The 26,387-nt window shown below is 72.4% G+C and carries 22 protein-coding genes; 5 read left to right on the top strand and 17 right to left on the bottom strand.

From position 1 onward, the window contains the following. Positions 1-87 precede the first annotated feature (87 nt). Together LQ327_RS14495 and LQ327_RS14490 are read right to left on the bottom strand one after the other, a co-directional pair. Positions 88-1,818, bottom strand: coding sequence for a phytoene desaturase family protein (locus LQ327_RS14495; RefSeq protein WP_230734668.1), 1,731 nt, complete (start codon positions 1,816-1,818; stop codon positions 88-90). 36 nt (positions 1,819-1,854) lie between these two features. Continuing rightward, complete coding sequence (locus LQ327_RS14490) at positions 1,855-4,563, bottom strand: PEP/pyruvate-binding domain-containing protein (RefSeq protein ID WP_230734666.1); 2,709 nt, start codon at positions 4,561-4,563, stop codon at positions 1,855-1,857. A 236-nt stretch (positions 4,564-4,799) separates the two neighbouring features. Between LQ327_RS14490 and LQ327_RS14485 the strand changes: the two genes are divergently transcribed. Further along, positions 4,800-6,461 (top strand): PEP-utilizing enzyme, encoded by a 1,662-nt coding sequence (locus LQ327_RS14485; RefSeq protein ID WP_230734664.1) that lies wholly within the window; start codon positions 4,800-4,802, stop codon positions 6,459-6,461. Between the two features lie 34 nt (positions 6,462-6,495). Beyond that, positions 6,496-7,383 carry a DUF7064 domain-containing protein gene (locus LQ327_RS14480; protein ID WP_230734662.1) on the top strand — a complete coding sequence of 296 codons (888 nt, stop codon included), beginning with the start codon at positions 6,496-6,498 and terminating at the stop codon, positions 7,381-7,383. Between the two features lie 51 nt (positions 7,384-7,434). Here LQ327_RS14480 and LQ327_RS14475 read toward each other — a convergent pair whose 3' ends face one another. The 15 genes from LQ327_RS14475 to LQ327_RS14405 form a co-directional block, all read right to left on the bottom strand. Next, positions 7,435-7,869 (bottom strand): hypothetical protein, encoded by a 435-nt coding sequence (locus LQ327_RS14475; protein WP_230734660.1) that lies wholly within the window; start codon positions 7,867-7,869, stop codon positions 7,435-7,437. A 16-nt stretch (positions 7,870-7,885) separates the two neighbouring features. Next, complete coding sequence (locus LQ327_RS14470; RefSeq protein WP_230734658.1) at positions 7,886-8,335, bottom strand: universal stress protein; 450 nt, start codon at positions 8,333-8,335, stop codon at positions 7,886-7,888. A 31-nt stretch (positions 8,336-8,366) separates the two neighbouring features. Continuing rightward, a complete protein-coding gene (locus LQ327_RS14465) occupies positions 8,367-9,524 on the bottom strand; it encodes a peptidylprolyl isomerase (RefSeq protein ID WP_230734656.1) in 1,158 nt (385 codons plus the stop codon). Between the two features lie 4 nt (positions 9,525-9,528). Then, positions 9,529-12,069 (bottom strand): RND transporter family protein, encoded by a 2,541-nt coding sequence (locus LQ327_RS14460; protein ID WP_230734655.1) that lies wholly within the window; start codon positions 12,067-12,069, stop codon positions 9,529-9,531. Beyond that, on the bottom strand, positions 12,066-13,367 hold the full coding sequence (locus LQ327_RS14455; RefSeq protein WP_230734653.1) for an MlaD family protein: 1,302 nt from the start codon (positions 13,365-13,367) through the stop codon (positions 12,066-12,068). The genes LQ327_RS14460 and LQ327_RS14455 overlap by 4 nt, the downstream gene beginning before the upstream one ends. Next, complete coding sequence (locus tag LQ327_RS14450) at positions 13,367-14,665, bottom strand: MlaD family protein (RefSeq protein WP_230734651.1); 1,299 nt, start codon at positions 14,663-14,665, stop codon at positions 13,367-13,369. Before LQ327_RS14450 ends, LQ327_RS14455 begins: the two co-directional genes overlap by 1 nt. Further along, entirely contained in the window at positions 14,662-16,104 is a 1,443-nt protein-coding gene (locus LQ327_RS14445) for an MlaD family protein (protein ID WP_230734649.1), read from the bottom strand. The genes LQ327_RS14450 and LQ327_RS14445 overlap by 4 nt, the downstream gene beginning before the upstream one ends. A gap of 47 nt (positions 16,105-16,151) precedes the next feature. Then, a complete protein-coding gene (locus tag LQ327_RS14440) occupies positions 16,152-17,435 on the bottom strand; it encodes an MlaD family protein (protein WP_230734647.1) in 1,284 nt (427 codons plus the stop codon). Position 17,436: 1 nt separating this feature from the next. Then, on the bottom strand, positions 17,437-18,759 hold the full coding sequence (locus tag LQ327_RS14435; RefSeq protein WP_230734645.1) for an MlaD family protein: 1,323 nt from the start codon (positions 18,757-18,759) through the stop codon (positions 17,437-17,439). Further along, positions 18,756-19,976: an MlaD family protein gene (locus LQ327_RS14430; RefSeq protein ID WP_230734643.1), complete on the bottom strand. Its 1,221-nt coding sequence runs from the start codon at positions 19,974-19,976 to the stop codon at positions 18,756-18,758. The genes LQ327_RS14435 and LQ327_RS14430 overlap by 4 nt, the downstream gene beginning before the upstream one ends. Positions 19,977-19,993: 17 nt before the next feature. Beyond that, positions 19,994-20,809, bottom strand: a complete 816-nt coding sequence (locus LQ327_RS14425; protein ID WP_372460669.1) for an ABC transporter ATP-binding protein — start codon at positions 20,807-20,809, stop codon at positions 19,994-19,996. Between the two features lie 40 nt (positions 20,810-20,849). After that, on the bottom strand, positions 20,850-21,695 hold the full coding sequence (locus LQ327_RS14420) for an ABC transporter permease (RefSeq protein WP_230734641.1): 846 nt from the start codon (positions 21,693-21,695) through the stop codon (positions 20,850-20,852). Continuing rightward, the gene (locus LQ327_RS14415) at positions 21,692-22,564 is read right to left on the bottom strand and encodes an ABC transporter permease (RefSeq protein WP_230734639.1); all 873 of its coding nucleotides are present in this window, start codon (positions 22,562-22,564) and stop codon (positions 21,692-21,694) included. Before LQ327_RS14415 ends, LQ327_RS14420 begins: the two co-directional genes overlap by 4 nt. A 345-nt stretch (positions 22,565-22,909) precedes the next feature. Beyond that, entirely contained in the window at positions 22,910-23,848 is a 939-nt protein-coding gene (locus LQ327_RS14410) for an SPOR domain-containing protein (RefSeq protein ID WP_230734637.1), read from the bottom strand. A gap of 367 nt (positions 23,849-24,215) precedes the next feature. After that, positions 24,216-24,377 (bottom strand): hypothetical protein, encoded by a 162-nt coding sequence (locus LQ327_RS14405; RefSeq protein ID WP_230734635.1) that lies wholly within the window; start codon positions 24,375-24,377, stop codon positions 24,216-24,218. 112 nt (positions 24,378-24,489) lie between these two features. On the opposite strand from LQ327_RS14405, the gene LQ327_RS14400 reads away from it, so the two are divergent. Genes LQ327_RS14400 through LQ327_RS14390 form a run of 3 tightly spaced genes read left to right on the top strand, consistent with a single transcriptional unit; the run spans position 24,490 to position 26,251 of the window. Beyond that, positions 24,490-24,918 (top strand): hypothetical protein, encoded by a 429-nt coding sequence (locus tag LQ327_RS14400; RefSeq protein ID WP_230734634.1) that lies wholly within the window; start codon positions 24,490-24,492, stop codon positions 24,916-24,918. Next, on the top strand, positions 24,900-25,634 hold the full coding sequence (locus LQ327_RS14395) for an LLM class flavin-dependent oxidoreductase (RefSeq protein ID WP_230734632.1): 735 nt from the start codon (positions 24,900-24,902) through the stop codon (positions 25,632-25,634). Before LQ327_RS14400 ends, LQ327_RS14395 begins: the two co-directional genes overlap by 19 nt. A 23-nt stretch (positions 25,635-25,657) precedes the next feature. Then, on the top strand, positions 25,658-26,251 hold the full coding sequence (locus LQ327_RS14390) for a TetR/AcrR family transcriptional regulator (RefSeq protein ID WP_230734630.1): 594 nt from the start codon (positions 25,658-25,660) through the stop codon (positions 26,249-26,251). The last annotated feature ends 136 nt before the right edge of the window (positions 26,252-26,387 follow it).

The following is a 26,387-nucleotide window of genomic DNA, read 5'->3' as shown; positions in this document are numbered from 1 at the left end:
CCGGGTCGAGGCCGGGAAGGTCGGGGTCCCGGCCTCCTCACCGGGAGACCGAGACCCGGACGGTCGCCGGGGAGCGCGTTCTGGGGGTCAGGCGTGCGGGGCGGAGGGGGTCGGCCACGGGTCGTCGGCCAGCTCGAGCCGGGCCTGCACCCCGCGCTCCTGCTCGGCGAGGGCGGCGATCCGGTGGCGCAGACCTCCGGAGTCCTCCGCCTTGAAGAGCTTGATCATCGTCTTCGCGGCGTTCTGGCCGGGCATGCCGCTGATGCCGGCCACCGGGTGGGTGCCCGAGCCGGTGAGGAAGAGCCCCGGGACCGGCGTCCGGTAGCCCGCGAAACCGGGCGCCGGCTTGCGCGGGCCGAACCGGGTGATCGTCGGGTCGACGTGGTAGACGCTGCCGTCGATCGCCCAGAACCGCTCCTCCAGGTCGGGCTGGGCCAGCTCCCGGCGGGCGACCTCGAGGCTCTCGATGCCCTCGTAGTACTGCTGCGCGTCGCGGATGACGTTGTCGGTGATCTGCTTGCGTGCCTGGTCCCAGCCGTCCCGCGGGATGGCCGGGGTCAGGCCGCTCCAGTACCAGAAGACGTCCTTGCCGGGGGGCGCGAACTGGTCGAACGCCGTCGGGACCGTGGCGAGACCCGGGACCTGGTCGGGGACCTCGCCGCGCACGCAGGAGCGCGCGGCAGCGAGGACCTCCTCGTAGGGGTGGAAGCAGTTGCAGGCCAGCCGCAGGTCGATGCCGTCGCCGCGCCACTTCTCGTGCTTGGTCATCCGGATCGTGCCGGAGAGCGCGATGTTGAGCTTGTAGTCGGTGATCCCGCGCTTCTTGGTCGGGATGTGCTTGACGGCGTTCTGCAGCCGGTGCGGCAGGACGCCGTCGGGCAGCAGCCGCTCGAGGGTGGTCCGCGGGCTGCAGGCCGTCAGCACGCCGCGGCGGGCGGTGATCTCCTTGCCGCCCCGGACGCGGACGCCGGTCACCCGGCCGCCGGTGACGACGAGCTCCTCGACCGGGGCGTCGGTGATGATCTTCCCGCCGTGGTCGTGGATGCACGCCGCGAGCGACTTCGGGAACGACCCGGTGCCGCCGTGGAACATCGACACGCCGTACTTCGAGAGCACGCCGAGGTAGATCAGCGACCAGCCGGAGAGGTCGGCGTCGAACGGCATGAACGGCAGCGACGTCAGCAGGGGCGCCTTGATCATGTCGTGCTCGAAGTACTCCTCGACCGCCTCGGCCTGGGAGTTCGCCATCCAGCGCCCGACGTTGACGAGCTCCTTGCGGTTCTTGGCCGCCCCGGCGACGGTCTTCATCACCGCCTTGAGCGCGGGCCGGGTGACGTTGGTCTGCATCAGCGGCAGGCCGATCTCGACCGCCGAGTCGATGACCCGGTAGAGGTCGAGGAGCCGGTCCGCGTCGCGGCGGCTGAAGTGGCGCAGCTCGTCGGCCGTCTTCCGGGGGTCGCGCCAGAGGCCGAGCGAGGACCCGTCGGCGGCGAGCTGGAAGTGCGCCGGGTCGATGATGGTCTGCTTCAGGCCGTAGCGACGCCCCAGCCCCAGCTCCTGGTCGATGTTCGTGGTCCGGAACAGCGAGGCCTGCAGCGACGCTTCGTTGATCTTGTAGCCCGGGGCCTCGGGGAGCATCTCGTTGGTCGCGGTCATGCCGCCGTACGTCGGCGACGCCTCGACGACGACGACGTCGAGGCCCGCGCGGGCGAGATAGGCGGCGGACACCAGCCCGTTGTGGCCGGCCCCGACCACGACGACGTCCGCACTGCGCGGGAGCTCGTCGGTCGTCGTCATCGGCTGATCGAGAAAGCTCATCGCTCTCTCCTTTCTGCTCGGTCGTTCGGGGCTCGGTCAGGAGATCGGTGGGTCCTCGGGCGGGGTGGCGCGCTGCAGGACGGTGACCGTTCCGGCGGTGCCGTCGACGCGGACGCGGTCTCCGGTACTCAACGCCCGGGTCCCGGTCCGGGTGCTGACGACGCAGGGCAGGCCCAGCTCGCGGGCGACGACCGCGGCGTGGCTCAGCGCCCCGCCGATGTCGACGACGAGGCCCGCGGAGACGAACATGATCGACGACCAGCTCGGGTCGGTCGTCGGCGCCACGAGGATCTCGTCGGGGCGCACCTCGGCGAAGTCCGGGTGGGTCACCACGCGCACCGGTCCCTCGACGACGCCGCTCGACACCCCGACCCCGCTCAGGGCGTCGCCGACCGCCACGTCGGTGTGGGCCTCGTCGAGCAGGTCGGGCTGCCCGGCCCAGTGGTTGGGGATCCGCAGGGCGGCGTGCTGGTCGCGCCGGCGCCTGCGGCGCGCGACGAGCTCGGCGGTGTCGCCCCCGCCGTCCCGCCCCATGTCCTCGCCGACCCCGGCGACCAGCTCGTCGACGGTCAGGTAGAAGACGTCGTCGACCGCCCCGAGCCGGCCGTCGTGGACCAGGCAGCGCCCGATCCGGCGGGCCGCGGCGCGGGCGACGTCGATGCTCTGCAGGTAGGAGCGCTTGCCGACGCCGCGCAGCGGGATGCGGTGTGCGGCGAGCGCGAGCAGTGCCCGGACCGCGGGCCTGCGGTGGCGCGGGACGGCGGCGAGCAGCTCGCGGGTCGTGACGGCGGCCTGCTCACGGCGTCGCTGTTCGCGGGCGCGGGGGCCGGCCGAGTCGGGCCGCTGCGCGTACTCGCCGACGAGGCGGCGCAGCGGGCTGTCGTCCTCGCGCCAGACCCGTCCGGAGAGCTCGCCCTCGAGAGGGCCGTGGAAGCCGTGCCGGGCGACCACCTCGGCGAGGTCGATCTCCCCGCGGGAGGCGCGCCAGATGTCGCCGACGACGGCCATCTCGGCCCCGCCGGATCCGGACAGCACCGCGACGTCGCCGACGCCGGTGGTCTCGACGAGCCGGGTGAGGGCGTCGTAGACCGGCTGCACGACGCCCATGAGCCCGAGCGTGTGCAGCGAGAGCGTCGCGAAGAACCGGTCGGAGGCCTCGGTCAGCAGCTCGGTGGCTCCGCGCAGCCCGAGCGAGCCGGCGCGCGCCGTGGATTCCTGCCACCAGGTGTCGGTCTCGCGGGCCAGCCGGTGCACCTGCGCCGGGCCGGTCACCGAGAGGGCCGCGAGCCGCGCCGCGATGGCGGGGTAGCGACGGCGGGTGCTGGTGTAGTCGATGTCCTCGGGGGCCTGCCCGAACAGGCCGCGCACGACCTCCTCGCCGGTGGTCCCCGGCATCCGGTTGCCGGTCGCGGCGACGAAGTCGACCTGTAGCGCGAGGCGTCCGTGGAAGATGCGCAGGATGCGGTCGGCCGGGTCGTCCGGCGCGCCGCGCTCGTCGGCACGCAGTGCACCGAGCCGGTAGAACGCCTCGCGGCAGGCCCGCTCCCCCACGCTCCGCCACAGGGACCAGCAGAGCGGGGTGAGCACGCCGGGCGCGGCCTCACCGAGGTTGTCCACCGACCAGTGCAGGGACGGGGCGCTGCGCGAGTGCAGCGGGTCCCAGTCGTCCTGGGGGCTGATGGGCTCGTCGTCGGGCTGCGCGGTGGGGTCGACGACCGTGGTCGCTTCGCGGCCGCTCCAGACCGTCTCCGGGCGGGCCTGCAGGACGAGGACCCGGCCCGCGGCGACCGGGTCGGAGTCGTCGGCCACCGCCCACTCGACGTCCATCGGGGCGCCGAAGCCGTCCTCGATGGTGCGGCCGAGCTGGGCGAGCGCGGTGAGCTCGTCGTCGGTGAGGACCGGGAGGTCCTGCTGATCGGCGGGGACCTCGACGACGGCCCCGGCGGCGCGCTCGACGTCGAACCGGTGGGCGTGCTCCTTGTGCCCGATCTCGGTGCGGCGGGGCGCGAGGGTCGCCTTGTCGATCCAGTGCCGGTCGGTCGCGACGTCGCCCTGGACGACGCCCTCTCCCACCCCGTAGCCGGCCTCGAGGTAGATCTGGGAACGGTCGCCGGTCACCGGCTCCAGGGTCATCAGCACGCCCGCGCCGCGCGCCGGGACCATGCGCTGCACGACGACGGCGATGCCGAGGTCTTCGAGGGGCACCCCGAAGTGGGCGCGGTAGGAGATCGCCTGCGGGGTGAACAGGCTGGCCCAGCACCGGAGGACGTGGCGGGCCACCTCGTCGCGGCCGCGGATCCAGAGGTAGGTCTCCTGCTGCCCGGCGAACGACGCGTTCGCGGTGTCCTCGGCGGTGGCGCTGGACCGGACGGCGACCCGTGCGGGTTCGTCGGCCCCGAGGGCGTCGTAGGCGGCGAGTACCTGGTCGGCCACCGCGGCGGGGAGCTCGACGCCGGCGAACAGCTCGGCAATGCGGGCGGAGACCTTCCGGGTGTCGCGCTCGCCCGCGGCCTCACGCAGAAGGTCGGCGACCTGCTCACGGAGCCCGGTCACCGCCATCAGGTGGTGGTAGGCCTCGACGGTCACCACGAAACCGCCCGGGACGGGCAGGTCCATCCGCAGCAGCTCGCACAGGCCCAGCGCCTTGCCGCCGACCCGGTCCGCGACGTCCCGCCCGCACTCGGCCAGGGGGAGGGTGTACGCCGCCGAGACCCCGACCTCGACGTCGGACGCGAGTCCCTCCATCGCCCGTCCTCCGACTCCTGGCCACCGGTGGCCGACGTCACTCCAAGTATTGTCCTTAATGTAAATTAAGCAGCTCGCACCGGTGCGGTCAAGGACCCCGTCCCGGGCTCCCACCGGCGCGTTCGAGGTTTATTGACGCTTAAGTAAATTTCGCCCTAGAGTGAGCGCCCTCACGCCCACCGCGGCGCTCCCGGGCCCCGGCCCATCGCCTCGAGCGCTTCGACACCGGAGTCACCATGGCCAGCACGATCGCCGCCGACGCGGACCACGCCGATCCCGCCGCGACCATCGGCGACCTCCGCACCGCGGCCGACCCGGTCAACACCGTGCGGTGCGACCCCGCCGTCGCGTGGACGACCGGCAACGTCGCCGAGGCGTTCCCCGGCGTGTTCACCGCGCTCGGCTTCACCTTCACCCACGAGCCGATGGAGCTCGCCTTCCGGACGATGTTCCACCGCCTCGGGGTCTTCACCGAGGCCGAGCTGACGGTCCCGCAGCGGGTGGAGGACCAGTTCTGGACCGCCTTCGAGGGCCGGGCCGCCGCGAACCTCGACCAGTTCCACCGGGTGGCCTCGCTGACGCCCGGAACCTCCGCCTCCGCCGTCGAGAAGCAGCTCTTCGGCTACGTCCGCGACACCACCCGGGACGCGAACTCGCCGAGGCGCTACCCGCTGCTCACGGTGAAGGCGCCCCGGACGATCGCCACCCTGCCGAAGCGCCACGACGCGCTGTTCGCCCGCCTGCGAGGTTGGCGCCGCCAGCAGCTGCCCAAGATCGAACGGATGGACGAGCGCAGCTGCCTCGACCTGCTCGACGACGCTCGCGGCCGATTCCGGACGATCATGATCGAGCACCTCGTCGTGGCCTTCGTCAGCTCCGGGCTGGCGGACCGGCTGGCGGCGATGGTCGAGGTGGCGGACCTGCCGGGGCTCGAGGCGCGGCTGCTCTCCGGGGTCGGCACGGACGAGAACGAGGTCGCCCACGACCTCTGGGCCCTGGCCCACTCCCAGCTGGAGCTCGACGAGTTCCTGGAGCGCCACGGCTATCACGGCCCCGGGGAGGGCCAGCTGCACGGCGCCTGCTGGCGGGAGGACCCTGCTCCGGTGCTGGCCCGGCTCGACGGCTACCGCCGGATCGCGGCCGATGACCCGAGGGCCCCGCGGCGGCGCAGCGCCGAGCAGGCGCGGGTCCGGGCCGCGGCGACCGCCGAGCTGACGGCGACCGCCGGCCCCGTCCGCCGTCGGGCGGTGCTCACCCTGACCGATCTGACGGCGCGGTTCCTCGCGCTGCGCGAGCAGGGCAAGGCCGGCTACCTGCTGGCCTACGACGTCGCGCGGGCCGCGGCCCGCCGGCTCGGGGATCTGCTGGTCGCGCGGGGCGTGCTCGCCACCTCCGCCGACGTCTTCCACCTGACCTACGACGAGCTCATGGCGCAGCCGACCGCCGATCTACGGGCCCTCGCCGACGAGCGGCGCGCGCTGTACCAGCGTCGCCTCGGCCTGCGCCTGCCCCAGGGCTGGGAGGGCGCGGTGCCGGTGAGCGCCGCCCCGCGCGACGCGACCGAGGGCGAGCCGCCGGGCACGGTGTTCTCCGGGGTCCCGGCGAGCTCCGGGGTCGTCGAGGGCACGGTGCGCGTGGTCCGCGACCCGGCGACCGCCGAGGTCGACGACGGCGACGTGCTGGTCTGCGAGACCACCGACCCCGGGTGGACCTCGCTCTTCCTGGTCGCCTCCGCGGTGGTCACCGACTTCGGCGGCATGCTCAGCCACGGGCCGATCGTCGCCCGCGAGCTGGGCGTGCCCTGCGTGTGCGGCACCCGCGACGGCAGCCGCCGGCTGCACGACGGTCAACGGGTCCGCGTCGACGGCGGCGCGGGGACCGTCGAGGTCCTCGCATGACGCCCCCACCGTCACCCACCGAGAAGGAGAGCCCATGACCGCCGTGACCGACACCGACTGGGGCCCGCTCGCCGAGCCCGTCCACGCCGACGCGGCCGGTCCCGGCGACCCGGTGTGGAAGGACAACGGCTACCTGTCGTTCTGGAACCCCGACGGCGAGGTGTTCGGGACGCTGCACGTCTCGACCTCTCCCAACGGCGAGGGCGCGCGGCGGGCGCGGTGCAGCATGTCTGTGGCGGGCCGCATCGTCGAGGTCGTCGAGGGGCTCCCGGTCGGCGGGTTCACCAGCGACTCCATCCATTTCGGGCTCGACGGCACCGTCCGCGTGGACCACCCCACCATCACGATGGACCTGGTCAACCGGCCGCTGCTGACGCCCGCGGACTACGCGGCCAACGGCTCCATCCCGGCGCTCGTCCCCGACCAGCCGCTGCAGCACTTCCAGCAGGGCACCGCAGTCACCGGGTCGGTCAGCGTGGACGGCGTCACCCGCTCCGTCGACGCCCGCGGGATGCGCGACCGCACCTGGGGCTTCCGCGACGAGTCCTCGCAGTGGGTCGAGTACATCGGCGTGGTCGGGGTGTTCGAGGACCGCTTCCTGACCGTCATGAAGTTCCTCGGCGCCGACGGCTCGCTCGCCGCCGACGGCTTCGTCATCGACGCCGACGGGGCCGTGTCGCTCGCGGACCTGCACGTCACCCGTGACGCCGCCGCCCGCTTCGTGAGCTGCCGGATCGACCACCGCGACGGGTCGTCGTCCACAGTCACCACGACGTCCCGGACCGGCGGGTTCTGGGTGCCGATGGGGCGGGAGCAGGAAGGTCCGGCGCTGGCCACCTACGACGACTTCCTGTCCTTCTCACTCGACGGCGTCCCGGGGGCCGGCTTCGTCGAGCAGGCCGCGCTGCACCGCGTCATCTAGGTGCGCTCCGCGCCCGTGAGCACTAATCCGTGCTATTGGACGGATTAGTGCTCACGAGCGCGACAGCGCACCGGCACAGCGGGAGCAGGGCGTGAAGCCCTCCTCCTGCGCCTCCTCCAGATCGAGCGTCTCGGGCTCGCGGCCGTCGAGCATGCTGCAGCCGGCGCGGTGGTAGCGGTGCCGGCCCGGCACGACCAGCACCGACGTGAGCACCGGTTCCTCGACGGCCGGCTCCTCGGCGACGGGCTCCTCGGCGACGGTTTCCGCCGGCGTCTCCTCGACAACGGGAGCCTCCTCGGCCGCCGCGTCCTCCTGCTCCTCCGCGGCCACCGCGGCGGCCCGGCGCGCCATCAGCACCGGCCACACGATCAGCCCCAGCGCCACCACGGCGACCACCAGCCCGGCGATCGCGAGCGGCAGCGAGTCGGTGAGCACGGACGCCACCACCAGACCCGCCGCGACGACGACCAGCAGCAGAGTCAGCACGGGCGATCACTCCCCCTCATACGGTGTGCACGATCAGCACGTCGACGGGCGCCCGCCGCGACACCCCGGACGGCACCGAGCCGAGCAGGCGGCCGCTCAGGCTGTTCAGCCCGCGGTTGCCGATCACGACGACGTCGGCCTCGCGCGCGTTCACGACGTCGACCAGCGTCTCCACCGGCTCGCCCTCGACAGCGACGGTCTCGACCGACGACACGCCCGCCCGGCGGGCCTCGTCCTCGGCGCGGGACAGCGTCGACTGCGCCGGCGAGGAGCCGACGACGTTGAACGCGTCGTCGCCGAGGGCCGCCGTGGCCTCGTGGACGGTGTCCCGGCCCTCGGGCCGGTAGGCGCAGACGATCAGCAGGGTGGCGCCGCTGGCCGCGGCCACCCGCGCTGCCCGGCCGACGGCCCGGCCCGCCGACTCGGAGCCGTCGGTGCCGACGGCCACCCGGGTGTAGGAGCTCATGAGTCGGTTCCCTCCGTGGTGGACCGGGCGATCACGGGGTCATCCCCGCGGGCAGCGCGTTGGGGTCGGCCGGCTGGTACCGGTCGGCGTAGGCGATGTCCGCGGCGCGGATCTGCTGGGAGAGCCACGGCCGCCAGAGCGCGAGCCGCCGCTCGTCGTCGAGCTGGCCGCGCAGCTGGTCGCGGACCTGGTCGAGCGACAGCTGCTGCGCGGGCGCCACCTCGAGCACCTGGCCCACGTTCCAGCCGTGGGAGCCCTGCACCGGGCCGTAGAGCGCGCCCGCCGCGGCGCCGAACGCGGCGTTCCCGATCGCGGGCTCGAGCTGGTCCTTCGACAGCGCGCCGAGGTCGCCGCCGGCCTGGGAGGTGCTCTTGTCGGCCGAGCTCGCAGTGGCGATCCCGGCGAAGTCGGCGCCGCCCTGCAGCTGGGTCAGGATCTGCTGGGCCGTCGCCTGGTCCGGCGCGACGATGTTGCGCAGGTGCCGCTTCTCGGGCACCACGAACTGTCCCCGGCGCTGCGCGTAGGCCGCCGCGACGTCGGCGTCGGTCACCGGCGGTGCGGGCGCGGTGACCTGGTCGAACAGCCGGGCGGTGGTCAGCTGGCGCTTGATCTCGGCGAGCACGTCGCCCTCGGAGACCTTGAGGTTGGCCAGCGCCTGGTCGAACCCCTGACGACCCTGCGGGAACTTCTGCTGGATGATCTTGTTCAGCGCGTCCTGCGCGACGGTGTCGGGCACGACGACGTTCTGCGCGGTCGCGACGTCGTCGAGGACCATGCTCGCCGCGACCGCCTGCGCGGCGTCGCGCTCGAAGTGGTCGCGCCCCGCCGGGTCGGTCGGGGGCTGGGCACCGTAGAGCCCGGCCAGCAGGTCGATCCGCTGCCGGAAGTCCGCCTCGCTGACGGTCGTGCCGTCGACGCGCAGCGCGGCGTCCGCGGGCAGCGTCGTGACCTCGTGGACCACGATCTGGGCGATCGCGCCGAGCATCACGACGAGCGCGGCGACGACCGCGGTGAGCCGCGTCCGGCCGCGCGGGACGATCCGCGGCCCATCGCGTAGTGCTGCGACCATCCGCGTCCACGACGGCGTGGCGGCGCGGGCGGCCACGGTCGCGCCGTCGGGGGCCGCGTCGCCGAAAGCCTCGTCGGAGTCCGCACGGGGCTCGGTGAGGACGGGCGGGGGAGACTTCACACGATCACACCCTCGTGATGACGACGTCGTCGCTCTCGGGCAGCGTCGCAGCGCCGCGGTCGGACTCCTCGGCGGGCCCGCGGCCGCCGGGGATGCGTCGGCCCAGGTCAGAGCCACGGTCACGACGACGGCGGGTCCGCCGGGTCCCGGGCCACCAGGCGGTGAGGCGCCCGACGGTCGGGCCGCCGCGCCCGGCGCCCGCGGGCCCGGCCGGGATCTCGGCCTCCGTCGGCGGCATGAGGGCCTCGACGACGACCACCGCCGCGGCGGCCGAGGTCACCACCCCGAGCGCGAGCAGCAGCCCGAACTGACGCAGGACGGCGAGGTCGGAGGCGGCCAGCGCGAGGTAGCCGAGCACCGCCGCGGAGACCGCGAGGGCGACGCTGCGCAGCAGCCAGGGGCGTCGGCCGCGCCGGGCCTCGGCGAGCATCACCGCGAACTCGCAGCCGGTCGCGGTGGTCAGCGCGCCGATGGCCATCGTGAGCGGGTTCAGCGAGCCGGACAGCAGCCACGCCAGCCCGAGCACCCACCCGGTCGAGAGCACCACGGTGAGCACGCCCCGCACGGCGTCGCGGCGTTCCCGCAGCCCGATCAGGAGCACCAGGCCCGCGACCACGACGGCGAGGACGTTGAGCAGCACCCGCCCCGAGGACACCACGTCGTAGGCGCGGGCCGCGGCGACCGGCAGCCCGACGACGTCGGACGTGTAACCCGGCGGCGGGGGCGGCAGGTGCGCCCGGAGCCCGTCGATCAGGGCGCTCTGCTGGCCGAGGTCCTGCAGCTCGACGCCGAACACGCCGATCGACGAGCGCCGGTCCGGCTGGATCACCGCCGACGCGAGGTAGGACGGGAGCAGGTCGGCGGCCGCCTGGATCTGCTCGGCCGTCGGGTTCGCCCCGAGGAAGCCGAGCAGGCTGCTCGCCGTCGTGATCGGGTGCATCCGGTCGCCGTAGTCCTGGGCGACGAGGTCCTCGGCGTGCCGGGACCACGCCAACGCAGCCGGGGTGAGCACGTCCGGGCCGCGCAGCATGATGTTGACCTCGCCGGAGGCCCCGAGCACCTGCTCGGTGTCGCGGGCCTGGTCGAGGGCGGGCAGCCCGGACGCCAGGGTCTCGGGGTCGGCCTGCACCGGCAGCGAGGGCAGTGCCGCCCAGCCGCCCGCGGCGAGGCCGAGGGCGAGGACCGCCGCCGGGACGCGGATCCACCAGCTCCGACGGCGCGGGCGGGGCAGGACCCAGGCCGGGCCGGTCGTCGTCGGCTCGAGCACGTCGAGCCAGCGCCGCAGCACCAGCGCGACACCGGCCGTCACGACGATGCCCGCCGCGAGCGCGATGCCCAGCTCCCGCACGAACGGCAGCGGGGAGACCGCGAGCGCCCCGAACCCGACGGCGGCCGCGAGGGCCGCGACCAACACCCGCCGTCGTCGGGCGGGCTGGGCGATGTAGAGCGGGAAGTCGCTGCCGATGCCGAGCAGGATCGGCAGGAACGCGACGATCCCGAGCGACACCGGCCGGCCGGTCCAGCCGAACCCGGCGAGGGTCAGCGCGGTGCCGATCAGCGTGGTCACCAGCGGGCGCCACCGATCGCGGCGCCGCGCGCTCCACGGCACGAGCACATAGAGCGCCGCCACCGCGAGCAGCGCGAGCGCGCCGAGCAGCGGGAACTCGCGCTGGACCTGGTCGGTGAGCGACGCGGTGACGGCCGGGACGCCCGAGACCGTCACCTTCGACGTCGGCAGCCCGCTCGTGGAGACCGCCGCGTTCACGCTGTCGACCAGGCGCGACGTTCCGCCCTGGTCGAGTTCGGCGCGGGGCCGGATGAGGACGGCGACGGTGGCGGGGTTCGGGACGATCGCGCTCCACTGCGGGCGGACCTGGTCGGTGCCGCCGAACACCACCGAGTCGATGAAACGGTCGTTGGACAGCGTCGGCAGTCCGGCCGGGAGCGCCCCGACGAGCAGGCTGCCGTAGCGGCGGTCGAACCCGGTCAGCGCCGCGTCCCCGGCGGCGGCCGCCGCGGCATCCGGGGCTCCCCCGGCCTTCGCCTGGTCCACGGCCGCCTGCCGCAGCGCGTCGCGGCGCCCGCTGATCTGGGCCACGAGATTCCGGGCGGACAGCGCGATCTGGTTGAGCGCCGTCCCGGGCCCGTAGACCTCGGCGACGTCGGGGAGCTTCGAGAGGTTCCCCTCGAGGCGCAGCACCTCGCTGAGCTGGTCGCCGTGCAGCAGGCCCCGGGGCTGCGGCGACTGCAGCAGCACCACCACCGGGTCGCCGCCGAACGCGTTCGCCTTCGCGTCGAGGGAGCCGAGCACCGGGTCCCCGGCCGGCAGGAACGAGTCGATGCCGGTGTCGACGCGCAGCTGGGCGAGCCCGCCGCCGAGGAAGGCGACGACGAGCAGCCCGATCACCCCGGCGGTCAGCTCGCGGCCGGTGGGGCGGCGCCGCAGCCGGGCCACCGTGATCCGGAAGACGCCCCGCAGCCCGGCCCGGAGCCGTCCGGCCCCGGACCGCACCCGGCCCATGCCCGTCCCGACGGCAGCCCTCATCGCGGCGCCTGCGCGACCCGCGGGTAGGGCCCGCCGAACGGCGCCGGCGCCCCCGCCGATCCCGGCCGCGGATACGGGTTGTGCCAGTTCGTCGGGTCGAGCATCGAGGTGGGCAGCGGGATGTTGCGCACCGCCTGCTGGTTGACGATCGGCGCGAGGCGCACCGTGTGCAGGCCGTTCTCCGAGTAGTTCTCGAAGGTCGACCCGAAGCTCTCGAGCATGGCGCCCACGTCACGGCCGTAGGGCGCCGCGTACGCGAGCAGCGGGTTCGCGTCCTGCAGCATCGTCTGCGTCGGCGGCACCAGACCGCGGACGTCGCCACCGAGCGTCGGGACCCGGTCGAGCGTCGCCGGGGCTCGGTCGAGGACCCCGTTCAACGACGGGAGCAGCCCGCGCAGGTCGGAGGTCACGCCGGGCAGCTGGACCAGCGAGCGGTTCAGGTCCGGGGCCGCCTTGTTCAGGTCGGACGCGATCGGCGCGAGCGAGCCGGACAGCTCCTGCAGCTTGCCGGTGGCCGTCCTCGCACTGTCCAGCGTTCCGGGCAGCTGGCGCACGGTGCTCGCGAGCGCGTCCTTCTGACCGGCGGTGGAGCGGGTCAGGGTGTCGGCGTCGGAGACCACCTGCGCGATACGGCCCTGCCCGGTGTCGAGATCGTTCAGCAGGCCGGTCGCCTCGTTGCTCAGGGCCTTGAGGTCCTGGCCCTGCTTCGCGATCGCGTCGAGCGCGTCGACCCCGCCGTTGGCGAGCTTCCCGACGCCCTGCATGAGCTGGTCGATGTTGCCCGCCTGGCCGGCCGTCCCGGCGCCGAGCGACTGGATGGTGCCGCCGAGCGCGGTCCGCGTCGGCGGGGACAGCCCGGCGATCACGTCGTGCACCTGCACCGGCGCCCCGACGGCGTCGGCCGGCAGCGTCGCGCCGTCCGAGAGCTCGGGTCCCTGGCCGTCGGTCATGGTCACGTCGCTCGCGCCGACGAGGCTCTTCACCCCGATGCGCAGCGTCGCGCCCTGGTGCAGCGGCGCGTACTGCGGCTGGATGGTCAGCTGCACGCGGACCTGGCTGCCCTCCTGCGTGCGGCCACTGACCTTGCCGACCACGACGCCGGCGATGGTGACGTCGGCGTCGTCGAGCAGGTTGTCGATGTCGTTCGTCAGGAAGCTGACGTGGTAGTCGCCGACCTCGGCGATCACCGGGATGCGGCCGCCCATGCTCGTGTAGAAGTAGCCGGCGAGCACGAGGCAGACCACGAGGAAGCCCGCGACGAACCCGGAGCGCACCAGGGTCTGGGTGGTGAAACGCATCAGTTGCCGCCCCCGGTCTTCTTCGTGCGAGCCTCGTCGCCGGGACCGGGGCTGGTGCCCTTGCCCTCGTTCTGCAGGCCGCCGGCTGGGTTGCTGGCGTCGATGAACACCTGCGCCCGCCCGTAGCCGCCGTTGGCGTCCTGGAGGCTGAAGGCCGACGAGGTCTGGAAGATGAACGCCTGCAGGTTGGGCAGCCACGGCGCGACCTGGGCGGTCGCGTTCGGCAGCAGCCCGGTGGTCGGCTTGAGGTCGTCGAGCGCGGCGTGGGCGTCGCTGACCAGCGGGCGCAGGTCCCCGACGACGGGTCGGGCCTTCGCGACGACGGGTCTCGCGGCGTCGACGACGGGTCCGGCGTCCTGGAGCGTGTCGGTGAGCTTCGACAGCGCGGGCGGCAGGGCGTCGGAGGCGTTCTCGAGGTCGTCCAGCGTCGGGTCCAGCTGGCCGGTCAGGGTGTTCACGCTGCCCAGCGCGTGCCGCAGGTCGTCGCCCAGTCCCGGGAGCTGGTTCAGCGTGTCGCCGAGCTGGTCGTCACGGTTGGCCAGCGTGGAGAGCGTGGTCTGCAGCGAGGCGACCAGCCCGGCGAGCCGCCCGTCGTTGCGGCCCGCCGCCGTGGAGATCTCCGACAGGTCGGTGACCAGGGTCTGGATGGTCTGACGGCGGGTCTGGAGCTGGTCGGCCACCGGCTTGAGGGTGTTCAGCGCGTCGGTGACCGAGTGCAGGCTGCCGGGCAGCTGCTGCGGGCTGTCCTTGAGCCCGACGTCGGCCTCGTCCACCAGCGAGGTCAGCGCCTCGCGGGTCCGGGTGTCGAGGTTGTTGAGGACCTCGAACGGCTGGATCAGCCGGGTGGTCTGCGACGCCGGGATCACGCCGGAGCCGTCGGTCGCCAGCTCCGGCGCCGGCGAGCCGCCCGGCTCCAGCGAGATGTACGGGTCGTTGAGCGGGGTCTTGCTCTTCAGGTCGGCGTGCGCGTTGGCGTAGACCGGGTGGCCGGGGTCCAGATCGACCGTCACCCGCACGCCGTCGGTCTGCGCGGTCGCCGCGGAGATGGTGCCGACCTTGACCCCGGCGATGCGGACCTCCTGGCCACCGTCGGCGACCAGGCCCGGTCCCTTGGAGAAGTCCATCTGCACGACCTCGCGGGCCTGCCAGGGCCACGAGACCGAGTAGTTGGACAGGATGTAGGCCGACGACCCGATGCCGAGCGCGACCAGCACGGCCACCGTCACGAGGTTGCGCCCCAGGCCGGGGATGTTCCGCATCCGGTCCCAGGAGGCGGCGAGCTTCCGTGTGCGCGTCATCGGCCGTTCCCCTGTCCGGACGCGGCGAACGGGAGACCCGCCGCCGGGTTCGCGGGTGCGCTGTTGCCCTGCCCGAGCCGCCCGAGCGTCGGGGCCGCGGCCAGCGGACCGGTCGCGCCGCCGTTGCCGAGCGACGGGGTCAGGCCTCCCGCGCGACCGAGCTGGTCGACCAGGTCGGGCAGGCTCACCGAGCGGAGCCCGCCGACGGTCTCGAGCGGCCCGGCCCCGACCTGGAAGCCGAGCAGCGAGCCCTGCTTGTCCTGGGTCATGGAGCCGCGGTCGAGGTTGGTGACCAGGTAGCCGAGCTCCTGGTAGAAGGTGTGGTCGGCCTGGAACCCGCCGCCGCTGCCCTGGTAGGGCCCGGTGCCCCGGTAGGTGTTCAGCAGAGTGTCGAGGACCGGCCCCTGCACCCGCTGCAGCGTCGGCCCGCGGACGTCGTCGAGGACGCCGGTGGCGCGGTCGGCGGTGGGGACCAGCTCGCCGACGGCGGGTCGGGCGTCGTCGAGCACCGGGCGCAGGTCGTGCACCACCGGACGGGCGTCGACGAGCACCGGGTCGAGCTGGTCGAGCAGCGGGCCGACCTTCTGCGCGGCGGGCCGGAACGAGGACGCGGTGTCCCTCAGCTTGTCCAGCGTGCCGCCGAGGTTGGTGACGCTCTCCCGGGTGATGCGCAGCGTGTCGGGCATCGTCGAGATGGAGTCGGCCAGCGGCTTGCTCGACGAGGCCAGGACCTGGGTGGTGCGGTCGAGGTCGTCGACGATCCCGTCGAGCTGGCCGTCCTTGGCGGTGAGCACCGACGCCGTCGACTCGAGGTTGGTCACCAGCTGCGGCAGGTCGACGCCCGGGCGGGTGCCGCGGGCGGCCTGCAGCACGTCGTTCGTAGGGCGCAGCGTGTCCGGCGCCTGGGTCAGCAGGTTCCCGACGGCCTGCTCGCCGCCCTGCGCCAGCGCCTGGTTCGTCGTGGACACGATGCCCTGCACGGCCTGGCGGGTGGGCCGCGGCACCGCCTCGAGGATGCGATCGAGACCGACCGGCAGGCTCGTGCGCTGCAGCGGGATCCGCCCGTCGGCGGGGAAGCTGCCGTGCCCACCACCGGGCACCAGCTCGATGCTGTAGAGGCCGCCGAGCAGGGTGCGCGGGGTGATGGTGGCCGAGGGCTGCGGCCCGATCTTGTCGAGCACCCCGTCGTCGACCTTCATCGACACGACCGCGGTGTGGTGGTCGGTGTAGTCGACCCCGGTGACCCGCCCGGACTCCAGCCCCGAGAGCTTCACCGTCGTCTCGCCGCTGAACAGCTTCCCGAGGTAGTTCTCCGGGAACTCCGCGGTGATGGTGTCGCCGCCGGCGAGCCAGGTCGAGATCGTCGGCTTGAAGAACAGCCCGAGCGCGACCAGTGCGGTCACCCCGAGCACGACCGCCCCGAAGGTCAACGAGCTCATCGGCGTGCGGTCCTCGCGACGGGACAGCAGATCGCGCAGTCGTCCCATCATCGACCTGCCTTCTGGGAGCCGTCGGGGTTGGTCCGGTAGGCGGTCTGGCCCGGGCCCGGGTACGGGTTCTCGTGCATCGTCGGGTCGGGCAGGCTGGCCAGTCCGGGGCCGCCGGGGATGGTCGGGAAGATGCCGAAGTAGTGCTCCGTCGGCGAGATCGACCCGGACAGCAGACCGTTCGGGGCGGCGAGCTGGTTGAAGAACCGGCCGATGTCGGGCGAGTACGGCGAGAGGCCCGCGAGCAGCCGCTGCGTCGAGTCCAGCGTGTTCAGCAGCTTCGGGGCCAGCGGCCGCGCGTCCGAGACCGTGGAGGTCAGGTCCTCGACGGCGGGGGTGGCCTTGTCCGCGACGTCCGGGACCTTGTCGAGCGGCGTGACGGCCTCGCGCAGCACCCCGCGCAGGTCGCCGGCCGAGTCGCCGAGGGCCTCGCCGCCGGGGCGGATGGTGCTCACCGCGGAGCGGGCGTCCCCGAGGGGCCCGTTGAGCGAGTCGAGCGCCTGACGGGCCTGCGTCAGCGTCGAGGGCAGGTCCTTGAGGGTCGCGTCGAGCGGCCGCGTGTCGTCGGTGTTGACCGCCGCCAGCGTCTGGTCGGTCTGCGTGACGAGGCCGCGCAGCTGCGCGCTGCGGCTGTCGAGCCGGCCCACCACACGGTTCGCCGTGCTCAGCAGCGCCGGCAGGTGGGTGTCCGGGTCGGTGAGGTCGGTGGCGACGCGGCCCAGGTTGTCCAGTCCCCCGGGTGCCTCGCGCAGCGCGTCGCGCAGGTCCGCGGAGTGCCCGAGGAGCCCGCCGCCGAGCTGGGTCAGCGTCCCCGAGAGCGCGGTGCGGGTGGGCTGGTCGAAGACGTTGAACAGCTGGTCGAGGTCGATGGCGTCCGCGGTCCGGGCGGCCGGGATGCGGTTGCCGGGCAGCGGGCCCGACGACGGGTCGCCGGGGGTCAGCTCGACGAAGGACCGCGCCAGCGCCGACTCCTGCCAGATCTTCGCCGACGCATTCCCGTAGACCGGGTGGTCGCCGTCCATGCGCAGGGTCACGACGGCCTGGCCGGCCTCGTAGCGGATGTCGCTGATCTGACCGACGATCAGGCTGTCGATGCGGACGTCCTGGCGCACGCGCAGGGTGCCCACGTCGTGGAACGCGGCCGTGGCGTAGCTGTAGCTCTTCGCCGGGATCTCCCCGCCGGAGCTCACGATGGCGCCGAGCGCGGCGAGGGCGGCCATGACGACGAGGCCGCCGACCCCGATGAGGAAGTGGCGCGCGGTGGTGCGGTTGACCCGTGCCATGTCACTGCCCTCCGAGGAGTTGGCCGACCATGCCCTGCTCCTGCTGCGGGGAGAGCCCGGTCGCGTTGCCCGGGTCGGCGCCGGTCGGAGTCGACGACGGCTGCGGGGCGGGCCGCAGCGGCAGCTGCAGCGGGCCGGGGGGCTGGTTCGGGATGAACCCGGTGGCGATGCGGCCGAAGTTCTGCGGGGTGGCGTAGGCGACGCCGCGGAAGTAATGGGAGAGCCCGTCCGAGCCGTTCGTGCTCATCGCCCAGAGCTTCACGAAGTCCAGGACTCCCCGGAGGTTCTGGTCCAGCAGCTGGCTCGCGACCGGCTTGGCGTTCGCGGCGGTGCTGCGCAGGTCCGGGCCGCCCTGGCGCAGCTGGGCCACCAGGGGCTGGGCCTGGCCGAGGAGGTCGTCGCCCTTCTCCAGCACCGGTTTCAGCGACGACAGCGCCGGGTCGGCGGCGTCGGAGAAGTCCTTCAGCTCGCCGGCGATCTGGGGCAGGTTGTCGGTGACCGGCCGGATCGAGGCCAGCGTCGGGGTCGCCGCGTCCGCGGTGCCCGCCAGCTCGCCCAGGGTCTTCCGGGCCGAGGTGACGGTGGCCGGGAGCTGGGCGAGGGTGGCGTCGACGTCCTGCTGGTTCACGGCCACCGTCGAGAGCGTCTGCTGGGTGTTGCCCACCAGGTGGTCGAGCGTGGCGCCGTTGTCGTCGGCCAGGGAGTCCGCCACCGGCCCGACCCGGTCGACGAGCTGGTTGAGCGCGGTGTTCTGGTCGCGCAGCAGCCCGGCGAGCTGGTTGGTCTGGCTGAACGCCGGCTCGAGGGCCTTGATCGTGGCCGCGAGCTGGGGGCCCTGCTTGTCGAGGCCCTCGCCCGCGGTGGTCACCAGCGCGGAGAGCCCGGTCGCGGCCGGGTCGCCGAGCCCGTTGATGACGTCCTGGATGTCGACCGAGACCTTGGTGCGCTGCATCGGCACGGTGTCGTCGTCGGCCACCGGGGCGCCGGGGCTGCCGCTGCTGAGCTCGACGTACTTCTCGCCGAGCAGGTTGACCGCGCGGATGGTCATCGTGGCGTCCTGGTGCAGCGGCAGCAGCTGCGGGTCCACCTGCAGCCCGACGCGGGCGTGCCCGTTCTCGAGGCCCACCGAGGTCACCTGGCCGACCTCGACGCCGCCGGCCCGCACCGTGTTCCCGACGGCGAGGGTGTTCGCGTCGGCGAACTCGCCGTAGACCGTGGTCTCGCTGGTTGTCATCCACCTGTTCACGCCGACGGCCACCGCGCCGATCACGAGCACTCCCACCACGGCGATCGCGCCGCGCCGGATCCATGTCGTCCGTGTCACTGCGGCGAGTCTCCGTTCGCGTCGGTCCAGGGCTGGCCGACCAGCGAGCCCGGGGCGGGCCGCTCGTCACGGCGCTGGCCCGGCGGGATGACCCCGGGGTTGTCGCCGAGCGCCGACGCGGACGTGGTCAGCAGGGCCCGGGCGTAGCCACCGACCCGGTCGCGCCCGGCCCAGATCCCGGTCCAGTTGGTCAGCCAACCGGTGAGCTCCGGGGTGTAGGGCCGCAGGAACGCGACGGCGGGCTGGGCGCGGGTGACGACGTCGGTCGCCCCCGGCAGGACGTCGTGCGCGGTGTCGATGAGGCCGGGCGTCCGGTCGAGCAGGGACTGCGCCGAGCCCAGCGTGGGCTTCAGCTGCCCGACGGCGGGTCGCAGGTCCGACAGCACCGGGCTGAGGTTCGCCGCGATCCCGGGCAGCTTCGCCGTAGCCGGCTGCAGGTCCTTGAGCAGCGGGACGGTCTGGTCGACCGCGCCGGGGACCTTGTCCAGCGTCGTCCTCGCCGCCGAGAGCGTCGAGGGCAGCTGGGAGATGCCGTCGCTGAGCGCCTTCTGCTGCGACGCGGTCGCGGCGGTGAGGTCGCCGAGATTGTCGACCGTGTTCGAGAGCTTGTCGCCGCGGGCGGAGAGCGTGCCGGTCACCTGGTGGAGCTGGGTCACCAGGTCGCGGATCGCCGGTCCGTCGGCGCCGACGCCCTGCAGCACCTCGCCGAGGGCGTTGAACGCGGGCCCGCCGGACTGCAGCGTGCCGTTGAGGCCCTGCTCGCGGCCCTTGAGCGTCGCCGCGACCTGCTGGACCAGCGAGTTGGTGTCCTTGAGCGTCCTCGGGTCCAGGGTGGCGAGCACCTGGTCGAGCTCGACGCGCTCGTAGTGGGAGTCCACCCGGCTGCCCGAGGGCAGCTCCGGGCCCGCGGCCGGACCGGGGAGGATCTCCAGGAAGCGCTCGTTGAGCACCGCCTGCCAGCTGATCCGCGCGTCGGTGCCCTCGTGCAGCGGGGCGAAGGAGTCGTCGAGGTCGACGGTGACCAGGGCCTTGTTGCCGCGCACCTCGACGCTCTCGACGGTGCCCGCCTCGCGGCCGCCGATCATCGCCTTGTTGCCGGCGAAGGTGCCCTCCGCACTGGCCATGAGGAACTGCACCTTGTAGGGGGACGCCGTGGAGACGACGGTGATCGCGATCGCGGCGATCAGGACCACGACCACCGCGAGGCCGGCGATCATCAGGGGACGGGAGATTCTCATTCCATCCCCAGCGGGCCCTCGTCGGAACCCGCGAGGAACTGCCGCACGAACGGCTCGTCGGAGTTGAACGCCTCCTCGGCGGGACCGAAATGGACGAGGTTGCCGTGCCAGAGCACGCCGACGTAGTCGCTCAGCGTCCGCGCGGCCTCGATGTTGTGCGTGATGACCACGTACGTGCCGCCGTGCTCGGCGTGCAGGTCCTTGATGAGGTTGCACAGCAGCTTGGTACGCACCGGGTCGAGGCCGGAGTCGGGCTCGTCGCACATGATGATCTCGGGCTGCATGACGAGCGCGCGGGCGAATCCGGCCCGCTTCTTCATGCCGCCCGAGATCTGGCTGGGCACCCGGTCGAGAGCCTGTTCCAGACCGACCTGCTGCAGGTAGTGCATGACCGTCTCGCGGATCTCCGCCTCGCTGCGGCTGGTGTGCCGGCGCAGCGGGAACGCGACGTTGTCGTAGATGTTCATCGACCCGAACAGCGCACCGTCCTGGAACAGCAGCCCGAAGCGCTTCCGGATCTCGAAGCGCTCGGCTTCCTTGAGGTCCCAGAGGTCGTTGCCGAAGATGCGGACGCGGCCCGAGTCGGGCTGCATCAGCCCGACGATGTGCTTGAGCAGGACGCTCTTGCCGGTCCCGGACGGGCCGAGAATCGTGGTGATCTTGTTGTCGGCGAAGTCCGCCGACACCCCGTCGAGCACCTTGAAACTGCCGAAGGCCTTCTTCACGTCATCGAGCTCGATCGGCGACGCACCGCGGTCGCGCGGATCGGGACCGACCGCGCGCAGGGGGGTGGTCGGAGGTGCTTCGGACACGTCGACTCCTGGATTCGGGGAGCGGGCGGGAGGACGGGGGTCAGTTGCCGATCGGCGCGTTCGCGTTGCCGCCGTAGAAGACCTGCGCGAAGACGACGGCGAGGGTGCTGATCAGCACGAGGTTGACCACCATGGAGCGGGCGGTGGCCTGCCCGACGCCCACCGGGCCGCCGGAGGCGGTCGCGCCGTAGTAGGTGGCGACGAGAATGCACATCACGCCGGTGCAGAACGCCCAGGTGAGCGCGATCGCGAAGTCGGCGAAGTTCTGGAACAGGTAGAGATAGGTGAAGAAACCACCTGCCGACACCGTCTTCATGAACACGACGCTGCCGACGTAGCCCGCCAGGAACTCGACGAGCAGGCCGGTCGCGAACAGGAAGGGGACGACGATGATCCCCGCGGCGGCCCGCGTCGAGGCGAGGTATTGCACGGGGTTGATGCCCATGACCTCGAGGGCGTCGACCTCTTCGTTGATCTTCATCGAGCCCAGCTCGGCGACCACGCCGCAGCCGATCTTGGCCGCCACGATCCAGCCGAACACGACCTGGACCAGGCCGCGCATGAGCGCCACCGAGTAGATCGCGCCGGCGTAGCTGTTCAGGCCCGGGGTGTCGAAGATGTAGTGGCCGCCGACCGCGCTCTGCACGGCCAGCACCGCGACGAGCGCGACGATGACCGGGCCGCTGCCGCGGATGAGGATGCCGGCCTGGGCGAAGACCTCCGACGGGTAGAGCCGGAAGGTCATCGGGATCTGCACGAGGGAGCGGCCGCAGTAGCGGACCAGGTCGGCGGCGTTGGTGACCGCCTTCTCCATCGCCTTCCGCGCGTCGTCGAGCGACTCCCGCGTGGTGGGCGTGTCGCTCCGCTCCGAGGCGTCCTGGCTCATCGAACCCTCCCGAGCTCCGGGAACAGACCGAGGAAGATCGCGTTGTAGGCGAGCTGGAAGACGAAGAGCGCGACGTAGCTGATGACGACCGCCTGGTTGACCGCGCGGCCCAGCCCGATCGACCCGCCGCCGGCGTTGAGGCCCTTGTAGCAGCAGACCGTGGTGATCAGGACGCCGAGCATGAAGCAGTTGATCAGCACCGAGTACAGCTCGAGCGGGGACAGCGAGCTGAACAGCGAGTGGTAGAAGTCGGCGGCCGAGAGGTGGCCGTAGTAGCTCGCCCCGAGCTGGAGCCCGACGGCGGTGACCGCCAGGCCGGGCAGCGAGATCAGCGTGGTGAGCACGGTCAGCGAGATGGCCCGCGGGACGACGAGCTCCCGGATCGGGTCGATGCCCATGACCGTCATCGCGTCGAGCTCTTCGCGGATCTTCCGGGCGCCCAGGTCGGTGGTCAGGGCGGCGCCCGCGACCCCGGAGACCACCACCGCGACGACGAAGACTGTGAAGGCCCGGAAGCCGTACTGGAAGAGGTACGCGGTGCCGAGCGAGACCGCGCCGGCCTGGCTGAAGAAGATCACGACGACCAGCGAGAAGAACAGCAGGAAGCCGAAGATCGCCGCGGCCATCGGCAGCGCCGAGCGTCGCAGGGTCACGAAGAAGTAGTCGAGCGATTCCGCCCAGAACCCGTAGGGCTTCCGGACGGCGCTCCAGATGATCTTCCCGAGCAGCTCGAGCATGCCGCCGATCTCGGCGATCGAGGACCGGGGCCCCTCGGGGACGAGCCCGACGACCCGCGGGCTGAGCCCGTCGTACAGGCCGGGGGCGTGCCGCTGGTCGTCGCGACTGCGCCCCTCCTCCTCGATGCTCACCGCGGCGCCCGGTCCGAGGTCGTCACTGGGTCGCCCACGATGACTCCTAGCGCTCACGGGACGCCACGCCACGACGGATCAGGTCGTGCTGCGGTGGCGTGACCAGGGGGGCGACGAGTCGGCCCGGGTCCCGGGGCCCGACTCCGAGGCACTGTGCTCGGCGTCGCTTTTCTTATACCGATTCAACGAGGTGGGCAGGATCTCGTTACGCGTTGTGCGCTAGGTCACAGTTTCACGAATCCATGATCGGCCGAGAGGCTGGTACAAGCCCCGGACACGACGACGGGGCCGGGCGCACCTCGTCCGAGATGCGGCCCGGCCCCTTCGTGGGCCGTGCGGGTGGGGTCAGGTCGCCGGGCGTGGGGCGGGCCGGACGGCCGTCGCCGAGGTGGTGGCCGGCTCCGGCTGCGACTCGGGTTCCGGCGCGGCCTCGTCGGCGACACCGGCCGGCGCATCCTTGGCCAGCATCCGCTCCCGCTGGTGCGGCAGCATGAAACGGAACATGACGAGCTTGCCGACGGTCCAGTTCACGGTCGGCTCGTCCACCGCCACGAAGTAGGCGATGATCCGCACGACGACCAGCACCAGGGCGCAGGTGATCGCGGTCGCGACCCACTTCAGCGGCTCGGGCAGCTCGGAGTTCAGCGCGAGCAGGTGCGGCCAGCCCGCCGGGAAGTAGGCCATCATCATCCCGCACGGCGGAACGATGAGGAACCACGCCCGCGACCAGCCCTTGAGCCGCGGCTCCAGATACCAGATGAGCGCGCCGATCAGCACGAACGAGAGCCCGTTGAGGAACGCCCACCAGTACGGGAACTTCAGGAACGTGAACGGCTGCACGCCGTAGTACTCGTAGACCTTCAGGTTGAGGCCCGGGGTCTCCATGATCGCGTCGGTGAGTCCGGCGACGGCGAAGACCAGGAATGTCTGCTTCACCGTGACCCCGCGCTTGAACACGAGGTACCAGAAGTACGGCTCGAGCCCGAGGAACGCCGCGTAGCAGAACGGGATCAGCAGCGGGATGTCGATGCCGAAGTTGTGGAACAGGTAGATCGGGAGATCGTTCGCCCAGCGCAGATGCCCGAGGAAGTCGAGCATCGGCTCGCAGAGCGAGCACAGGAACCCGCCGCCGATGAGGATCGTCGGGAGCCAGTTCTTGTGCTTGAACCCGACGTAGATCGCCCAGCAGAGCGCGACGATCACCACGAAGGCACCGGCGTAGAGGGTGAAGAACCACCCAGCGACCGGCCCGGCCGAGAAGTCCGGCGGGCTCGGCAGGGTCATCTCCGGCATTCCCGGATAGGGATTCACCGGTGGTGGATCCGTCAGGACCGTCGGCAGCATTGCGACCTCCCTGGCTCGCGTCCTCGACTGCACCGCGCCGCAGCACGGTGGGGCCGGTCGGGCCGCCCCGCGGCGCCCGTCCGTGCGGCCAGCCCGGGACGTGTCCCCCCGCTGCAGCGCGGCAGTGATCGCCGTCTCGAATTGACCTTAACGTAAATTAGAAGCCGGGTGCGGTCGCCGTCAAGACCCTGTGATGGGCCGACGGGCTGGTAGGCGTCCGGCCGGACGGTCGCACCGCGTCACCAGGAGGGACCATCGATCGCACGCCCGGGGAGAAGTCGTCCGGGCGGGGCGCTGAGCGCGAGCCTCAGGAGCGGTGCTCGTCCCGACGACTCCGCCCGGCCATCGCCGCCCAGAGCACGAAGAGCGCCACGAGCACGACGACGCCGATGCCGGCGATGCCCTCGTGTCCGAGCACGGCGCCCAGCATCAGGATCGCCGTGATCACGATGTAGAGCATCCCGAGCATCGCCGGTGAGCCTAGCGGACCCGACCACTCGTTTGATACAAACCACCAGCTGTGTCTGACAAATACCCACATTTGTCAACCGACCAGCCATCGACGAGGGGACGGGTGGGCCATGGGTGACCTGCGCACGGGTATCGGCATCTGGTCATCGCGCTACATGGATCCGAAGGGATCGGCGCAGTACGCGAGCGCACTGCAGGCGACCGGACAGATCGACCAGTTCGTCCTGTGGGACCAGCTGACGAGCTGGTGGCCGAACTCGCTCTGGACCCCCGAGAACACCGTGCTCGCCACCCAGGTCCCCGACATGGACTCACTGCAGGACCCGTTCGCGACGGCCGCCTTCGCCCTCTCGGGCGTGGACGACCTGGGCTTCGCCGTCTGCACCGACGCCCTGCGGCGCGAGCCCGCCGAGATGGCTCAGACGATGCTCACCCTGGCGACCGCGACCCGCGGCCGGGGACGCTGTGTCTGGGCGCCGGCGAGGTGCGGCACGTCGCGCCGTTCGGCCGGAAGCGCTCGATGGGGCTCAAGCGGCTGAACGAGGCCCTGCAGGTCATGGCGCGGCTACTGAAGGACGAATGCCTCGTCGACTTCGACGGCGAGGTCTGGAAGCTCCGGGACGCCTGGCTCGGCAACGCCGGCAAGGACCGGTCCCCCGAGGTGATCGCCATGGGCGGCGGACCGCGCCTGACGGAGATGGCCCTGCGGTACGCCGACGGCTTCGGGACGGGCGCGCCGTTCGTCTACCCGGACGCCGAGCAGTACGCGCGGGACGTCACCGGGCACAAGAAGACGCTCGCGCAGTACGGCCGCGATCCCGAGGACTTCACGTTCGCGCTGCACCACATCGTGTTCGTGCTCAACGACAAGGACGAGTTCGAGCAGTACCTCGACAACCCCCTGCTCAAGTGGTACGCGGCGACCGGGGGCCGCCTGAACATGCCCGACTGGCGCCCGGAGGGACTCGAGCCGGTCATGCCCGACGACTGGCACTACGCCTTCCACATGGAACCGAACTCCATGACCCTCGAACAGATCCAGGAGATCATCGACAAGGTCCCCGCCGAGATGGTCCGCAAGACCTACTTCCACGGCACCCCGGACGACATCGCATCCCAGATCCGGCCCTACGTCGCGGCCGGCGCCGACCTGCACCTGATCGCCGACCTCGCGCCGCTGCTCGTCCCGGTCGACCCGCAGGAGACGATCGAGCGCTCGGCCGAGATCTGCCGGCTGGTCAAGGCGGCCGAGTAGGCCCTCCTCGTATGATCAGCTCCGTGGCTCGCGACTCCCGGGCCGATCGCGACGCGACTCGGCAGCAGGTCCAGGCCGCCGCCAGGAACTGCTTCGCGGCCGTGGGGGTCCGCAAGACCACCATGGAGGACGTCGCCCGCCGCGCCGACGTGTCCCGTCAGACGCTCTACAAGCACTTCGCCGGACGGCGGGAGCTGGTCGAGGCCGCCGGCGGGGCACGGATCGCGGAACTGGCGGACGACATCCTGGCCCGCGACTGGGGTGACGCCGGGCCCGCCGAGGTGTTCCTCGACCGCTGCCAGGCGATCGTGGCGAGCATCCGGAACGACACCGAGCTGGGGCTGCTGATCAGCGAGGGGCCGCTGACGCTGCACGAGATCCTGTGGCAGCCGGAGGTGTGGCTGCGGGGTCTCACCGACTGGACGGGCTGGCTGCGGTCGGCCCGGTCCGACGGGCTCGTCAGCGGTGAGCTCACCGACGAGGATCTGTACGACTGGATGCAGACCGTTCTCACCTCGATCATTCTGCAGCCGACGACGGACGACGGACGGGTGCGGCGACAGCTGCACCTGATGCTGCGCTCGTTCCGTCCCGTCGCGGCGCACGAGTCGGAGTAGATCCGCACCGGGGCGAGATCAATCCGAGATTTGTGAACCCCTGTTTGATTCGGCGCATCCCCCTGCGCACCCCGTCGTTGGACGAGGCACATCCCCCGACGGGTGCACGCGCGCCTGTCCCGCTCCCCGCAGCAGT

The organism is Actinomycetospora endophytica, assembly GCF_021026375.1.
GTDB classification, from domain to species: Bacteria; Actinomycetota; Actinomycetes; order Mycobacteriales; family Pseudonocardiaceae; genus Actinomycetospora; species Actinomycetospora endophytica.
This window is presented reverse-complemented; position numbering and strand designations above follow the sequence as displayed.

Bases quoted from the DNA above. Each gene is read 5' to 3' on its own strand.
- LQ327_RS14480 (WP_230734662.1), top strand. From the start codon at position 6,496: ATGACCGCCGTGACCGACACCGACTGGGGCCCGCTCGCCGAGCCCGTC.
- LQ327_RS14450 (WP_230734651.1), bottom strand. From the start codon at position 14,665: ATGACGCGCACACGGAAGCTCGCCGCCTCCTGGGACCGGATGCGGAAC.
- LQ327_RS14445 (WP_230734649.1), bottom strand. From the start codon at position 16,104: ATGAGCTCGTTGACCTTCGGGGCGGTCGTGCTCGGGGTGACCGCACTG.
- LQ327_RS14430 (WP_230734643.1), bottom strand. From the start codon at position 19,976: ATGATCGCCGGCCTCGCGGTGGTCGTGGTCCTGATCGCCGCGATCGCG.
- LQ327_RS14460 (WP_230734655.1), bottom strand. From the start codon at position 12,069: ATGAGGGCTGCCGTCGGGACGGGCATGGGCCGGGTGCGGTCCGGGGCC.
- LQ327_RS14440 (WP_230734647.1), bottom strand. From the start codon at position 17,435: ATGGCACGGGTCAACCGCACCACCGCGCGCCACTTCCTCATCGGGGTC.
- LQ327_RS14405 (WP_230734635.1), bottom strand. From the start codon at position 24,377: ATGCTCGGGATGCTCTACATCGTGATCACGGCGATCCTGATGCTGGGC.
- LQ327_RS14400 (WP_230734634.1), top strand. From the start codon at position 24,490: ATGGGTGACCTGCGCACGGGTATCGGCATCTGGTCATCGCGCTACATG.
- LQ327_RS14420 (WP_230734641.1), bottom strand. From the start codon at position 21,695: ATGAGCCAGGACGCCTCGGAGCGGAGCGACACGCCCACCACGCGGGAG.
- LQ327_RS14455 (WP_230734653.1), bottom strand. From the start codon at position 13,367: ATGCGTTTCACCACCCAGACCCTGGTGCGCTCCGGGTTCGTCGCGGGC.
- LQ327_RS14495 (WP_230734668.1), bottom strand. From the start codon at position 1,818: ATGAGCTTTCTCGATCAGCCGATGACGACGACCGACGAGCTCCCGCGC.
- LQ327_RS14470 (WP_230734658.1), bottom strand. From the start codon at position 8,335: ATGAGCTCCTACACCCGGGTGGCCGTCGGCACCGACGGCTCCGAGTCG.
- LQ327_RS14395 (WP_230734632.1), top strand. From the start codon at position 24,900: ATGGGGCTCAAGCGGCTGAACGAGGCCCTGCAGGTCATGGCGCGGCTA.
- LQ327_RS14485 (WP_230734664.1), top strand. From the start codon at position 4,800: ATGGCCAGCACGATCGCCGCCGACGCGGACCACGCCGATCCCGCCGCG.
- LQ327_RS14490 (WP_230734666.1), bottom strand. From the start codon at position 4,563: ATGGAGGGACTCGCGTCCGACGTCGAGGTCGGGGTCTCGGCGGCGTAC.
- LQ327_RS14410 (WP_230734637.1), bottom strand. From the start codon at position 23,848: ATGACCCTGCCGAGCCCGCCGGACTTCTCGGCCGGGCCGGTCGCTGGG.